Genomic DNA, 14,613 nt, shown 5'->3' on the forward strand with positions numbered 1-14,613 from the left:
TATAGCATGACATACGCACTTTGTGGTTTATAAACTAGTGGTGGTAATTTTTAATATGGATAGGAGACTTTAAAAAATATTAATCTTCACGGTTTCAGCCGAGATAATGGATGACATTAAAAAAGTAAATTGACATAAGGAAATAACAAAAATCTCGCTTAACAGCAGTAGGTAACCATTTATTAATTAGAAAGACACCCATGAAAACGAAGTACGCTCCTAAACAGACAACCACTAGCGGGCATACCGTTCAAATCAACAATATTGAGATGTACTACGAGGAGTACGGAGTCGGAAAGCCGCTCGTGCTCTTGCATGGTTTTGGCGGTTGTGCGCAGAATTGGCATCCCTTTATTGCCAAATTCTCAGAGCACCATCGACTGATCGTAGTGGACCTGCGTGGCCATGGTTACTCCACCAATCCCGATAACAAATTCACACATCGTGAAGCAGCCAATGATGTTTTCCTCTTGCTTGAAAAGTTGGGGATTGGTCAGTTCTCAGCAATGGGAATGAGTTCTGGTGGGATGACGCTACTGCACATGGCGACAAGTCAACCCAAACGCATCGACGCGATGGTATTAATTAGTGCAACAACCTATTTCCCCGATCAGGCAAGGGCCATTATGCGCAGAGCTTCGTTTGCCACCATGCCACAACAAGTGCAAGAAATGTATCGGGAATGCGCAAAACGTGGTGACGAACAGATTCGTCAACTCATTGCACAGTTCAATGCGTTTCACGAAAACTATGACGATATGAATTTCACCGCACAAAATTTATCAGCCATTACAGCTCGTACGCTCGTTGTGCACGGTGATCGAGATAACTTTTTTCCCATTGAAATCCCTGTAAGTATGTACCGTTCTATACCGGATGCTGCTTTATGGATTATTCCAGGCGGCGACCACGTTCCTATTTACGATTCAACGGTTCCATTCACCTCAACAGCCCTGCGATTTCTTGATGGGCTTAGCTGCAAGTAGCAATAGAGATGAAAAGGCGTTTAACTTGGAAATAAAATAAAAACGGTTGAAACACAGGGCCTATTTTATTGTAATTTACAAGCTCGCATCTCTTCCTAACGGGTTGATTGCGATTGATAATGAATTGTTGACTAGTAATTTTTAAACACTACCTAATGATTAAAGAACGAATTTATCCCAATTATTTATGGATCATCATTTCATTAATTACTTCAATATTTTTTTGTTGTTTAACGATAGCATGCATAGTTCTTTTTATCCTTTCGATAAAGTATTTAGAGTTTAAGTTCATTTTGTTTTCACTCTTCTGTATTCCATTTTTTGGATATATAGCCTATTTGAATTTATATACAAATGTTAATTACATAAGCTTTATTAAAATAGAACAGGATGATGAACTGATAATTACACATCCGCTTAAATATCAAAAATTACGAATTCCTAAAAGGCAGATTAAAGAATTTGCTCATGATTCAATATCGATAGGTAAGGTTGGGTCAACAAAAACAATTATATTACATATGACCCATGGTGATTCAATTGAATTCGCAAAAATATATCATTGGAATTTCAGTAGTTTAAATGAATTTCTAAAGCGTAATAAGGTAAAATACAATAAAGATATAGGTGGACATTGGACACTTTGGAGAAGGAACTACTAAAAGCTATGAGCATAAACTAATCCGAACATTTACAGGTCTTTCTAATAGATTTAGTTTTTTGTTATGATTTGATTCGACGTTGTAAGCTATCATGATGTGCCTAAAATATTTTTACTCTTACATAAGAGCAGTGAAAATACTCAACTTACTTAAAATGTCAGCATTAACAGTCTTTAATCAAAATGAAAATTCAATTAATAGTTTTTGTTGCGAGCATTTTATTGGGTTGCTCAAATGACAAAATTGTTCGGGTTGGTATTCAACCGTTAGGCAACTTTGATTCGAAAATAGTTGATACGATATCAATAACGATTCAAAGAAAATATGGCTTTAAGACCTTCATCTTGCCTAGAGCATCGGAGCCACAGGAGGCCTTTATAAATATTAAGTCTCTAAGGTATAGAGCTGATGTCTTAATCAAATACCTGAAAGAGAATAAAGCTGATACACTTGACTATATTATAGGATTGACAGATTATGATATCTCGGTAACTAAAAGAGATGTATTTGGAAATGTTAAAGCTCCCAAAGAGAAGTATGCCGATTGGGGAATCTTTGGACTTGGCTATAGACCTGGCCCAAGTTGCATCATTTCCAGTTTTAGATTACACAGCAAATCGAAGACACTTTATCTTGAAAGACTTAAGAAAGTCTCAGTCCATGAATTGGGGCATAATCTGGGATTGGATCATTGTGAAAATACCGGATGTGTGATGCAAGATGCTGTTGAGTCAATTCATACAACTGATAAAGCAAAGTTAGATTTATGCTCAAATTGTAAAAGGGAATTAAAGTCATGGCTACATCAACTGTACTCTAAAGTTGTTAGGTTTCAATAATTCATGAATTAAAATATAATCTTGAATTGGAATATATTGTAAAGTTTCCAAATGCATCATTCAGGATTTAATAAAGTAAACAAGTAAAAGAAAATACAAATGTTTATTGTTTCATTATCATACAAAAAAGAAATCAGCGAAGTAGAAAAGTTCATTGATCTTCATATCCGATTTTTAGATAAATATTATTCTGAAAAGAAATTCATCTTTTCAGGAAGGAAAAACCCTCGGACTGGGGGTGTCATATTGGTTCGTAATGTAAGTAGGGAAGCTTTAATGGAAATTATCCACCAAGATCCTTTTTATCAAAATGAAATTGCGGATTATGACATCACTGAAGTAATACCGACTAAATATGATGAAGACTTTGCTTGTTTTACAGAATAACCATTGTTTGTCTTTTGTAATATTCAGATAATTAAATGGTTGTGAAGTTTATTCAGAATGAAAGTTTTTCCTGATAAATTCGTTAGTATTGTGACTAAAATCAAAACTGAAATTTTAAAATAAAATCATGTTTAGAAATATATCCCTATCTCTTTTCCTATTTGCGGGAGTTTTAGCGACTTCTTCATGTTCTTCACCTGAAAAGAAGGCTGAAAAAATTGCATTGGAGGTATCATCATTAGCCTTAGATACCGACCCTGTCTGTAAAATGCCAATTGCGGGCCATCTGGCTGATACCTTAAATTTCAATGGCAAAGTATATGGCTTCTGCAATACGGCATGTAAAAAGGAATTTGAGAAAAATTCAGAGACTTATCTGAAATAGTCAAAATATACAGATCAAAGAGGCTCGCGAACGCGGGCCTTTTTGATTTTAAAGGGTTCTATAAAAGAATTTATTCCTCCTGACATAAGGTTGTCACTAAACCACTTTTTCTTTACAGAGTTAATCAAAGAAAATAAAAAATGAAAACAGACCTGATAGCTCAAGCTTCCATTGAAATCAAGACAGATGTTAGAACTGTCTGGGATGCTCTCGTTAATCCTAAAATTATTAAAGAATACTTGTTCGGTACGGACACCTATTCCGATTGGAAAGTAGGTAGCAGAATCTCTTTCAAAGGTGTCTGGGAAGGTAAGCCTTATGAAGATGGTGGGATTATTACTGCCATAGAGCCAGAAGAAACTTTTAAATACACCTACTGGAGTTCCATGTCAGGTACACCTGATGTTGAAGAAAATTATGCCCATATCTCTTATGATTTGGAGGAAGTTGCTACAGGAGTGCGCCTGACTATTAGTCAGGACAATATAAAGACTGAGGAGGCTAGGGAACATTCTGAAAAGAATTGGGGTATGGTACTCGACTCAATGAAAAAGTTATTAGAAAAAAAGTAACAGTATCAAATGCAGAGGCAGTGAAAGTGTTAGCCTTTTGCGGGTGCCTCTGCTTCTGTGCCCATTTCTCTTAGTTTCCACTTGGTGGCGTTCATCAATTTTCTTATATCATTCCAGATATTGAACGAGTACAGTCCCAAGGCTAAGCCTATTATCAGACGAACGATAATGTCCGTCCTTTGGCCTTTGGTCATGTCCCAACACATTTTACCATCAGGGTAAAAGCCTCCATAGTTGTATAGTCTGAACAATTCAAAAGCGATAAGGGAAAAGGGTAAGATAACGAGAAATGCTTGTAAAATCTGCGCAACTATTCTATAAGATGATTTCTTTTTAAAGTCTATTGTATCAACATCCGACCCAGTGAGGAAAACAGATTGATTTACAATTCCGAAGTAGAGGTATCTCTTAATATGTAAATTGTCTGAATTCCGTGATCTCTCAAGTAATTCTGAAACAACGTGATGTTGCCTTCTTGCTGAAAAGTAATACCAGGTAGCGATTACAACAAACCCAAGCATACCAACAAGTATGATATCACTGACTGAAAACTGAATACCTATAACAGGAATTTCTATTAGCTCAAATTTGTCATAAATAATATTTTGAAAAGATTCCTGCTGTGGGTCTTTAGCAAGTTTTTCGTTTTCTCTGAAATAATGAAGCCAGCTAAAAACTCTGTTAAATTCCGCAATAAAAATGATAATGCCAGCGATATTGAGAATAAGAAAAATCTGTCGGGTTCTTTTAGACGCATCTATATATGCGGTGATAAGGCTTTCAAGGATCTTCTCTTCAAATTTGTTAATGCTTTCCTCATCTGGTTTTCCAAAAAGGGACGAGATTTTTTTTCTTACTTTTCTAAGCATAACCGGGAAAAGACAAGGCAACCCTTATCTTATCCGGTAAAACAGGCTTTTGCTAAAGATGTTTACCTCCTGTGTAAACATTTTTAAGTATACTTAAGTCAGCAACGGTTTTATCAACCATGATAATCCATTCTTCTCCTTATCTCCTTGGCAGCTTCATCTCCTGCCCATTTTTTACAGAGATAAAGCCCAAGGTCTATGGATGCAGAAACAGCTCCGGCTGTAATTACATTGCCATCTTCAACAATTCTTTCTTTACTTACGGTTTTGCAATAAGGCGCTAGAGTTTCATACTCCATAAAATTTACAGTGGCTGTTTTGTCTTTTAAAAAACCTGCAGCCCCGAGAAGCAGACTTCCTGTGCAAATAGAAATCTTATTCTTTACTTTTTCTGAGGTCTTTAGCCAGTTAATAAAGTCTTTATCAAATTGAAGTTTTCTTGTGCCAAATCCGCCAGGGACTATGATGACATCGTATGCTCCAAGATCACTGTTGATTTTGGTAGCCTTTACTTCAAGTCCAAAGTTATCTTTATTACTTTCCGTGTAAGAGCAGATATCCCATTCCAAATCTGGAATATATTTAAGTGATTTGAGTCTGCTTAATGGGTCATAGATGCCAATAAAGTCAAGCCAGGTAATGCCTTCAAAAATTACGTATGCTATTTTCATATTTATGTATAGGTAAAAAATTATTGTAAAAATAATAAATCTCCGGTCAATTATAACCGGAGATTCAAGGGGTGGTTTTAATTATTTGGGAATAGGTTTAATGGCCATATTTCGCCTCACCCTAATTCCGTCTCCTGAAGGAGAGGACTTTAATTTATCTATAAATAGCTACATTAGTTTCTCGTCGACTGTTCCCTTCTCCTTCAGGAGAAAGGTTAGGGATGAGGTCTTTTTGCTTTGAGACTTGAACTAAATAAATAACCTCATTACTTTATTTAACCTTACTGGTATAAGCAATCAAATCTACAAGTTTGTTTGAGAAGCCCCACTCATTATCATACCAGCTAACCACTTTTACAAAATGATCATTAAGCGAGATACCTGCTTTGGCATCAAAAACAGAGGTTCTGTCATCTCCAAGAATATCTGTAGAGACAATTTCATCTTCGGTATAACCTAATATACCTTTAAGCTTACCTTCTGATGCGTTTTTTACAGCTTTCTTAATGGCTTCATAGGATGCAGGCTTTTCAAGACGGCATGTAAGATCAACAACAGAAACATCTGCAACAGGCACTCTGAAAGACATACCGGTAAGTTTGCCTTTAAGGGAAGGTATTACCAGTCCTACTGCTTTTGCTGCTCCAGTGGAGGCCGGAATAATATTCTGATAAGCTCCTCTTCCGCCTCTCCAGTCTTTGGCAGAAGGGCCGTCAACTGTTTTCTGTGTCGCAGTTACTGCATGTACGGTGGTCATCAAACCTTCAACGATTCCAAATGCATCATTCAGGACTTTTGCAATAGGAGCAAGGGCATTTGTGGTGCAAGAGGCGTTGGATATGATGTTAAGATCTTTTGTATAGGTTTCGTGATTAACACCCATTACAAACGTGGGTGTGTCGTCTTTCGCAGGAGCAGAGAGGATCACACGTTTTGCTCCCGCCTGTATGTGCTTTTGCGCTGTTTCCTTGGTTAGGAACAAGCCTGTCGATTCTACTACATATTCAGCATCCACCTCATTCCATTTTAATGCAGCAGGATCTTTTTCTGCACTGATTCTGATAGCTTTACCATTCACAACAAGCTGGCCATTTTTTACTTCAATGCTTCCGTCAAATTTTCCATGAGTAGAATCATATCTGAGCATATATGCCATGTAATCAGCATCTATAAGGTCGTTGATGGCAACGATTTCTACATCAGATCTTTTAATAGCTGCTCTGAATACAAGCCTCCCGATTCTCCCGAATCCGTTGATTCCGATTTTTATCTTAGACATACATTTATGTTTTATATTGAAAATAAATCTTTGCTTCTTTTAGGCAACCGCATCTCTGAAAGCAGTTTTAAAGCTTTTGCGGTAATGTCCCGGAGTAATCTTAAGATGTTTCAGAAAGAGCCTTCTAAGGGAATCCTGACTACCTATTCCGCAACTGTCTGCTATCTGATCCAGGGAAAGGTTAGAGTCTTCAAGACTCCTTTTTGCTTTTTCAAGTCGTACCTTCTCTATATATTTTCCAGGTGTTATGCCAGTTTCTTTGAGAAATACTCTTGCAAAATTCCTTGGACTCATAGCGCAGTGTTCCGAAAGTTGTTCGACCTTTAACTCATCTTTGATATGCTCTGAAATGTATTCCTGAACATCCCTGATCGGTCCGCTTTCTGTATGTTGCTGGGCCAGCACTGTGCTGAACTGAGACTGGTTGCCTGGCCTCTGAAGAAACAGGACAAGTTCTTTGGCAACAGTAAGTGCAAGATCTCTTCCATAGTCTTCCTCAACCATCGCAAGCGCCAGATCCATGCCAGAAGACACCCCGGCGGATGTATAGATATTGCCCTCTTTAATAAATATCGGGTCCGGATCTACAATTATATCAGGATACTTTGCCTGAAGCTCATTACAAGCCATCCAATGAGTTGTGGCTCGTTTTCCATTAAGAAGGCCTGCTTCAGCCAAAGCAAAAGTCCCTCTGCAGATGGATGCAATCCTTCTTATTTTTCCTGAGTTTTGGTCCAGCCACCTATAAAAGTCTTTGCTAAGTCTGAACTGACTTTTGGAGGCATATCCGGCGATGATCAAAGTGTCTATTTTCTCCTCTATTGCTTTATAGCTGATAGGGGTATTTATGGTGATGCCTGATAGGGAAGTACATGTTTTCCTCCCATGCTCAGGAGAAATTGTTATTACTTTGTAGGGTTCTTTTTTAGGAGCATTAGCTTTCAAGAAAATAGAGGCTCTGCTAAATACATCTGCTGGTCCAGCTATGTCAATCAGCATTGTATCAGGCATAGCAACTATGGCAATAAGCCTCTCTTTGATACCGGTTACAGGAGTCATATATTTTCCTTATTTTTAATATATAAGTCAAATATAGAAGAAAAGGATCTTGGCAGCAATGACAATTTTGCTGCACTTTCTGCCAATTGAAAAAGTGTTGAAGTAAAGCGGTTTAAGTTTAGCTCCTTTTTAGAAATTGATTACTTACTAATCTTTGGGCAGATCAATTGTGAATTCTGCACCACCTCCAATTCTGTTGGCGACTTTAATTTTTCCATTAAATTTTTCGACAATGCTTTTTACGATATAGAGTCCGAGTCCAGAGCCTTTGGAATTGACATCGCCTCTATAGAACATGTCGAATAGTTTGTCTATAATTTTTTCATTGATACCCTTGCCTCTGTCGGAAAATATTATTTGGATACTTTTTTCAAAATTATGGATACAAATATCTACCTCGGGAGGCTGAGAGGGTTGAAAGTATTTTAATGCATTGTCAATGAGTTTTTGAAAAATGGTTTTTAACATTTCTTTATCGGATGTTATTATTAAATCATTCGGAATATTTAAATGAAATTGTGCATGATAGGTGAAGTCTGCAGTGTACGAACCTTGTATGACTTCGCTTACGAGTTGTCCGACATCGACTTTAGTATAATAGAATTCATTGTTTTTGATTTGCATAATTCTCACAAGACCCATCAGTGATGTGTCCAGTTTGCGAGTGCTGCGTTCAATTAATTTGAAATAATCCAAAGCTTTGGAATCCTTGATGTCTTGCTTTGCGATCAGAGTTAACCCGATAATTGTGGCTAATGGTCCTTTTAGATCATGAGATGTCATGTATAAAAAAGTAGATAACTCTTTGGTTACTTTATAGGTTTCTTCTTTACTTTTCCTGAGCTCTGTAATGTCAATAGCAAAGGATACATGAAGATGAAGCATCCCATTGAGCTTTGCACCTCCTTCCAATACAGGAGTTCTGCTTCCGTCCTTACATACATATTCTCTTTCGTAGGGAGCCTGCCATTTGTTTTGTGCGGATTCATCGCTGGTTGTTTCGTCGTTAAATTTAAATTCATCCGGAGTTATTTTATCCCATGTGATCTTTTCAGTTTTAAGGTCTTCATTTGAATATTGAATTATGTTCAGAAAGCGTTCATTTGCATCAATGATTTTTTTATCATCATCAGAAAAAGCAATACCAATAAGATTTGAGTTAAAGATGCCACTGAATTTAGCCTCACTTGCAATAAGCGCTTTTTTGGAATTTATCTTGTCTGTTATATCTTTAAGCGAGAGGAAAAAAGCCTTCCCGTCAGATAGCTCAATTATTGTTACGTCATTTTCAAGATAAAAAGTTGAACCATCTTTTCGTCTGCCTTGAGATATATATGAACTGGGGACTGGTTTACCTTCATTTATTCTTGAAATTCTTTTATTAATAATCTGCACACTCTCCTCTGTATATAGCTGGTCAATGGAGACTTTCATAATTTCTTCAATTGAAGAATAGCCAAAGATTTTAGCAAAAGCTTCATTTGCTATGAGGATTTTAAAGCCCCTGGAGATAGCATTGGCTCTGTATGATTTCTCAAATAAGTTCCTGAAGCGATGTTCTGAGTTGATCAATTCCGCTTCAATTTTTTTCTTTTCAGTAATATCTATGAAGGCGCCGACAAGTCCGATAATCTTGCCAGACTGATCTGATAAGGGAGCACCATTAATCAGTACATTTCTTTTCTCTCCTTTGGCAGCTATTATTTCAGCTTCATAGTTGGAAGATATATTTTTAGATCTTTTTTGGTGTTCCTCATTCATTCGCTTAAGACTTTCTTTTGTAAAAAAAGAATGATAGGTCTTCCCTTTAAGATCATTGACGGATTCAATGCCCAGAATATTGCACATTGAAGGATTAGCAAATCTTGTAAAACCTTCTGTATCTATTTCCCATATTCCTACATCCGTATTGTTTGAGAATGTTCTGTATTTGTCTAATTCCAGCTTTTCTTGCGGAAGCATTTGAGAATTCAATTCTTTGATTTGAATCAGACACCCTGTGCTTTCCTCAGCTTTATTAGTTGATGTCGGAGAATATGTAAATTCAAAGCTACCTTTTAAGTCTATGTTAAGTGGTGATAGATTACTGAACACCTGAACAACCTTTTGACCAGTCAGGCATTTTTTTATGTTTATAAAATGGTCTGACGAAATAAGTTCGGGGAAGCTTTGAAAAATATTTTTCCCCAGAAAAGATTGCTCTTCTTTGCCAGTTAAATTGCTCAATCCTCTTGACCAAAAGGTACAGAGATAATGCCGGTCAATCGATAGCAGAATAAATTGATCAGAGTCTTTTATTGCATTTAGGATGTCATAATCTGTTGACATGTTATATGCTTGTATTTTAAGCTCTTTCTTAAATAAGAACAATTATGGGGTTGGTTTTCATTCAATAATCGAAAGCGCAGGAGTAATTCATTATCAGGTTTTTATTGATTCTGAAGTCTCTTGGGGGATGCAGATTTTTTTTGTATTTTAGATAAAGTTATAATGGTTCTTCTGAAGTGGAGTTCCTCTCAATATTAAATTATTACTTAAATGAATACCTGGGAGCATAGCCTGTTAGGTCAGCGAAAATTCGGAGGAAGACCGGAAGATTATCATTCTATACATAAATTTATTGACAGCAGTAAATTATTCTGTTATCATCTCAAACACCGTTTGCTCTTGCATAATCTATATGGGGTAGAGCTTGCAATCAATTTGTTCGGCGAGGCAATAAAAAATGCGGACGGAGCGATAATACTAGTCAGGGATATTGCTGTGGAACATGTGAGAGAAGATCTTGATGGTAAAATACCAACATTGACAGAATGGCTTGAAGAAGATAAAAGTATTTATCCCTTTGAGATTCCTGATCTTGAAGATGATAAGTTAAACAGTTTTATCTGGAAACCGTATCTCAGAAGTGGTCACAAAGCCGCATTGCATATTACCTGCAGTGATTTTGGAGTATTTCTCACAGAGCTTTTTTATGGGCCAGAGACAGCACTGAAATTAAGATCGAAGATCAATTCAGATTATAAGGTTAGCAGTTTCCTGGAGCGCTTTACGTTTACAAAATCCTGGCAGTACAGCCCTATGAAAGAAGAAATTGAATGGCTTAAAAATCAAAATAAATCCAAATGATTGCAAGATTTATAAAATGGATTTTCGGTAAAAAAAATAATGAACAGTTATCATGGCCAGAAATTCCTGAAAGAAATCCTGAAATTATCAGGCAAACTATGCTTGTTTTGAAAACTCTTCTGAGCGAAGGGAAGGAGATTAAAGCAGAGTGGAATGCGGGAGGTGATGATACATGTTGTGATGTTTTTATAAACGGAGAGCCTTCTTATAAGCATCAAGATTTTGATATTTGTGAAGTCGTAAGGCTCAGAATTATAGATCTGCTAAATCTTCCAAATGCAGGTGAGGAGTATCATATGGGCAAAGGAACTATTTGTCTAAATGAAAAGGAGGAAGTGGGCATGCGGTTTACATCACGGGAACATGCATTTGGGCATCACATTAATGAATTTACTCAGTGGAATATGGAAGAAACCCCTGAGTTAAAAAATAATCTTCACAAGGTAGAGGTATCTTTCAGTGGAAGTGTTGATCTAGAAAGTGAAAGAATTGCTGAAACCAAAATTGAAACTATTTATGGTGAGCCAATACTATTGAATGCAGAACAATTGGAGCCAATAAAGAATAGACTAAATGACCTTCTTGATAAATATGAATCTCAGTTAGGGGCAAAAGTGGATGGCCAGGAGCTTTCAAATATTTATGTTAAGGGGACGTTAGGGGCTGAACCTTTGACGTCTTTTCAAATTGAAAAATACTACGACAAGTCATTTCATCATAAAGATGAGTTTATTTCATTAATGTAGATTGATTTTGAAAATGAATTATTATGATAAGTAAATTTTTAAGGAAGTTTTTTTGGAATAAAGGTAAAGATGCCGATATCGTGGAAGCAGGAGAGATAGATAAGAAAGTTATTAAAGTGATAAAGAATGAGAGAGAAGTGTTATCGACATTGCTTAGTGATGGCAAAGAGATCAGAGCAACATGGGATGCAGGAGGAGATCAGACATGCTGCAATGTTTCCATTGATGGAGATTATGAGTTTAAATATAAAAATTGGAATCTTAGTGATTATTTAAGAGAGAGAATCATAGATGTATTGAATCTTCCTAACGCCAGTGAAAATTACCACAAAGGTGAAGGCGTTATTAGCCTGACAGAAAAGGGAGAAATCGGTATGCGTTTTACATCAAGAGAGCATACATATGGCGATAACATTGAGGAATTTATTCAATGGGATATGGGTGATATGCCTGAGTTGAAAAAGAATCTTCATAAGGTGGAAGTGTTCTTTTCCGGAAGAGTTGATTGGGGAGATGATAGGTGGATGAACTCTGGTGTTAACACTATTTATGGTGAACCTATCATTTTAAATGATCAACAGAAGCAGGTGTGCGAGAAAAAACTTAATGAGCTGTTGAATAAATATGAAGCCCAATTAGGCTCTGTTGAAGACGGCCAGGAGCTTTCAGGAGTTCATGTTGACGGAATCCTTGGACCTGATCCTTTGACTTCCTTTAGAGTGGATAAAAGCTTCGAAAAGACTATTTATCATAAAGATGAATTTGTAGTATTAATATAAAAGATGGATATATATTTTCATAAGATAAAATTTGATGATCTTGATCTCGTTCTGCGACTCTTCAAAAAAGAAGGAAGAAGTCTTGAACTGGTATTAAGCTATTTTGAAAATCCGGAAACGATAGCAAAGATAAAGGAAGTTTATCCTTCAGTTGAAGCAGTGAATGTTAGGGATATATTGAAGCTTACGAATGCTGAGCAAAGAATGATCGCACTAAGTACCATCCCTCATGAAGAAATTCTCGGACAGCTTGATGCTAAGTTGGTAAATCGTCAAACAGTAAAGAAGAAACAAACCCGCTGGGATGAGCAGTTAAAACCATATGTTTATGAATATGATGATTGTTATGAACTGTATTCATTTTCCGGTGAGGCATTAGGAATAAAAAGCAATCGGATGGGATCGAATAAAGTCCCTGAAATTTATATGGTCAAATGTAAATGCACTTCCACCGGAAGGACATATTACCAATATGTGCCGCATTATATCGGCGAAGAGAAGGATGCTATAAAAGCTATCGCATGGACTTTCAGTATTGGGTATTCCCATTTGACAAAGGAACAATATCTTCATTTTATGTACAGTGAAACCTAATTATTATGATAGACTTCGAACGCATATATCGTCATGGTGACGTAATACTTTTCAAGCTAAAAGAGGATGACAAACGGGCAAGTCAGAATGCCATAAAAAAGATGGATAACCTTGTGCTCGAAGAGGGTGAAGTGACGGGTCATGCACATAGATTAAGTGGTTCTATAGAAGTGCTTGAAGAAAATTTATCTGAAAGGCAAATTCTTTTCAGGATAGAAAAGAATGCTTTGCTAACTCATGAAGAACACGATCGTATGGTCCTTGATAGAGGAGTTTATCTTAAAGTCTCTCAGGTAGAATATGACCCTTTTTCTAATATGATACATTGGATAAGAGATTAAACGAAAAAAGGACTGTCTAATCGGATAGTCCTTTTTTATAATAAATGGAATGGACTTGCGTCTAATTTGGTGTTGTAAAAAAAGAAGTTAGCAAAGTGTCTTCATTCAAGGAAGTTCCTTCGTTTTTTTCATCTTTCAGCGTGTATATAGCAATGGTAGAAGCTGAAGGTAAAGATGGGACTGCTTGAAGTATTTTTTCTTCATGAACTATATTTTGTTCTTGTTTTAAAGTTTTTGTTAATTCTCTACCAATGGAAGTGTTTAGAATAGTGTCTTTAATATCGTCAAGAATCTCAGTTTGCTTGGCTTCTTGATTCATCTCTTTAGGCAGTGGTGCTGGTGATTGTGCAATTTGTTTTTTCTGGCCATTCTGATTATTAATGAAGAAATAAGCCAGCAGCATCAGTACAAAGGCCAAAGCAGGCTGATATGCAGGAATACGGTAATTCAGAATAGAAGCAAGAGAAAATGTAAAGCTTGGTCTCTGGTTTTTCTCTCTGAATTTTTCAATTAGAAATCCTTTTATTTCTTTATCCGGATTTATGTTTTGTCTATCCTGATCAAACTTTCTAGTCAAATTTAATGAGCTTTTACGAAGAGCATTAAATTCCTCCTCTGTAATGTATTGAAGTACTAATGACTTTTCTTCCAGGTTAAGTTCTTTGAAGTCTTTTTGGATTAATTGTTCCAATAGATCAGACTCTTTTTCTTTATGATTCATATTACTGAATTTTTATGGCTTGAATACTTTTAGTCTTTCTGATAATTTTTTTAACGTATAGAAAATCCTTGATTTTATTGTTCCCTCAGGACATCCAATTATCTGACTTATTTCTTTTACGGATAAATTTTCCTGAAATCGGAGAATGATAATTTCGCGCAGCTCATCATCAAGCAAGGATAGAGCCTCATTCAGATTGCTCTCTAACAGATCTTTGTCAATTTGAAAAGAAAAGGTTTCATCTTCTTTATAAAGCTCTGTAATATAGTCACCAGTTTTAACTTCCTTTCGGGTAGCAGATCTCCGATATTGATTCTTGCACATGTTAGATCCTATGCTGTAAATCCAGGTAGAGAACTTTCTTCCTTCTTCAAATGAGTGAGGTTTTTCTATAACTTTCAAAAACAAATCTTGCAGAAAGTCATCTGCAAGATCCGAATCATAGTTAAGCATTCTAAAGAAGTAGAAATGCATTTTCTTTTTATATCTTTCGAAGAGTTCCTCAAAGGCTTTCTCCTTGCCTTTTTTTATGAGTTGCATAAGCTCCTCGTCCGAATGATTTTTATATGTGCTTCTGAAAAAATGCATTGAAAG

At 36.3% G+C, this 14,613-nt stretch carries 18 protein-coding genes; 11 read left to right on the forward strand and 7 right to left on the reverse strand.

Annotated features, from left to right (window positions below; translation table 11 throughout):
* Positions 1–200: 200 nt before the first annotated feature.
* The 6 genes from K350_RS0120130 to K350_RS0120155 all read left to right on the forward strand — a co-directional run bounded on the left by K350_RS0120130 (position 201) and on the right by K350_RS0120155 (position 3,831).
* Entirely contained in the window at positions 201–986 is a 786-nt protein-coding gene (locus K350_RS0120130) for an alpha/beta fold hydrolase (protein ID WP_028981432.1), read from the forward strand.
* Between the two features lie 155 nt (positions 987–1,141).
* The gene (locus K350_RS32450) at positions 1,142–1,648 is read left to right on the forward strand and encodes a hypothetical protein (RefSeq protein ID WP_156027113.1); all 507 of its coding nucleotides are present in this window, start codon (positions 1,142–1,144) and stop codon (positions 1,646–1,648) included.
* A 182-nt stretch (positions 1,649–1,830) separates the two neighbouring features.
* Positions 1,831–2,487 (forward strand): matrixin family metalloprotease, encoded by a 657-nt coding sequence (locus K350_RS31520; RefSeq protein WP_051313400.1) that lies wholly within the window; start codon positions 1,831–1,833, stop codon positions 2,485–2,487.
* A 99-nt stretch (positions 2,488–2,586) separates the two neighbouring features.
* Positions 2,587–2,874 (forward strand): YciI family protein, encoded by a 288-nt coding sequence (locus tag K350_RS0120145; protein ID WP_028981434.1) that lies wholly within the window; start codon positions 2,587–2,589, stop codon positions 2,872–2,874.
* A gap of 127 nt (positions 2,875–3,001) precedes the next feature.
* Positions 3,002–3,259, forward strand: coding sequence for a YHS domain-containing protein (locus K350_RS29680; protein ID WP_051313402.1), 258 nt, complete (start codon positions 3,002–3,004; stop codon positions 3,257–3,259).
* Positions 3,260–3,399: 140 nt separating this feature from the next.
* Entirely contained in the window at positions 3,400–3,831 is a 432-nt protein-coding gene (locus K350_RS0120155) for an SRPBCC family protein (RefSeq protein WP_028981435.1), read from the forward strand.
* Between the two features lie 29 nt (positions 3,832–3,860).
* On the opposite strand, the gene K350_RS0120160 is transcribed toward K350_RS0120155, so the two are convergent.
* The 5 genes from K350_RS0120160 to K350_RS0120180 all read right to left on the reverse strand — a co-directional run bounded on the left by K350_RS0120160 (position 3,861) and on the right by K350_RS0120180 (position 10,037).
* Positions 3,861–4,700, reverse strand: a complete 840-nt coding sequence (locus K350_RS0120160) for a hypothetical protein (RefSeq protein WP_028981436.1) — start codon at positions 4,698–4,700, stop codon at positions 3,861–3,863.
* 113 nt (positions 4,701–4,813) lie between these two features.
* Positions 4,814–5,371 (reverse strand): DJ-1/PfpI family protein, encoded by a 558-nt coding sequence (locus tag K350_RS0120165; RefSeq protein WP_028981437.1) that lies wholly within the window; start codon positions 5,369–5,371, stop codon positions 4,814–4,816.
* Between the two features lie 271 nt (positions 5,372–5,642).
* The gene (gene gap / locus K350_RS0120170; RefSeq protein WP_037576474.1) at positions 5,643–6,650 is read right to left on the reverse strand and encodes a type I glyceraldehyde-3-phosphate dehydrogenase; all 1,008 of its coding nucleotides are present in this window, start codon (positions 6,648–6,650) and stop codon (positions 5,643–5,645) included.
* 39 nt (positions 6,651–6,689) lie between these two features.
* Entirely contained in the window at positions 6,690–7,709 is a 1,020-nt protein-coding gene (locus tag K350_RS0120175; protein ID WP_028981439.1) for a GlxA family transcriptional regulator, read from the reverse strand.
* 147 nt (positions 7,710–7,856) lie between these two features.
* Complete coding sequence (locus K350_RS0120180) at positions 7,857–10,037, reverse strand: PAS domain-containing sensor histidine kinase (RefSeq protein WP_028981440.1); 2,181 nt, start codon at positions 10,035–10,037, stop codon at positions 7,857–7,859.
* A gap of 210 nt (positions 10,038–10,247) precedes the next feature.
* On the opposite strand from K350_RS0120180, the gene K350_RS31525 reads away from it, so the two are divergent.
* Genes K350_RS31525 through K350_RS0120210 form a run of 5 tightly spaced genes read left to right on the forward strand, consistent with a single transcriptional unit; the run spans position 10,248 to position 13,298 of the window.
* A complete protein-coding gene (locus K350_RS31525; protein WP_051313405.1) occupies positions 10,248–10,838 on the forward strand; it encodes a DUF6915 family protein in 591 nt (196 codons plus the stop codon).
* Complete coding sequence (locus tag K350_RS0120195) at positions 10,835–11,584, forward strand: hypothetical protein (protein WP_028981441.1); 750 nt, start codon at positions 10,835–10,837, stop codon at positions 11,582–11,584. The genes K350_RS31525 and K350_RS0120195 overlap by 4 nt, the downstream gene beginning before the upstream one ends.
* A 23-nt stretch (positions 11,585–11,607) precedes the next feature.
* Complete coding sequence (locus K350_RS0120200; protein WP_028981442.1) at positions 11,608–12,363, forward strand: hypothetical protein; 756 nt, start codon at positions 11,608–11,610, stop codon at positions 12,361–12,363.
* 3 nt (positions 12,364–12,366) lie between these two features.
* Positions 12,367–12,957 (forward strand): hypothetical protein, encoded by a 591-nt coding sequence (locus K350_RS0120205; RefSeq protein ID WP_028981443.1) that lies wholly within the window; start codon positions 12,367–12,369, stop codon positions 12,955–12,957.
* Between the two features lie 5 nt (positions 12,958–12,962).
* Positions 12,963–13,298 carry a hypothetical protein gene (locus K350_RS0120210; RefSeq protein ID WP_037576477.1) on the forward strand — a complete coding sequence of 112 codons (336 nt, stop codon included), beginning with the start codon at positions 12,963–12,965 and terminating at the stop codon, positions 13,296–13,298.
* Positions 13,299–13,359: 61 nt separating this feature from the next.
* Here K350_RS0120210 and K350_RS0120215 read toward each other — a convergent pair whose 3' ends face one another.
* Complete coding sequence (locus K350_RS0120215) at positions 13,360–14,019, reverse strand: hypothetical protein (protein WP_028981445.1); 660 nt, start codon at positions 14,017–14,019, stop codon at positions 13,360–13,362.
* Positions 14,020–14,031: 12 nt separating this feature from the next.
* A complete protein-coding gene (locus K350_RS0120220) occupies positions 14,032–14,607 on the reverse strand; it encodes an RNA polymerase sigma factor (RefSeq protein WP_028981446.1) in 576 nt (191 codons plus the stop codon).
* Between the last annotated feature and the right edge of the window lie 6 nt (positions 14,608–14,613).

It is taken from the genome of Sporocytophaga myxococcoides DSM 11118 (assembly GCF_000426725.1).
Taxonomy (GTDB): Bacteria; Bacteroidota; Bacteroidia; order Cytophagales; family Cytophagaceae; genus Sporocytophaga; species Sporocytophaga myxococcoides.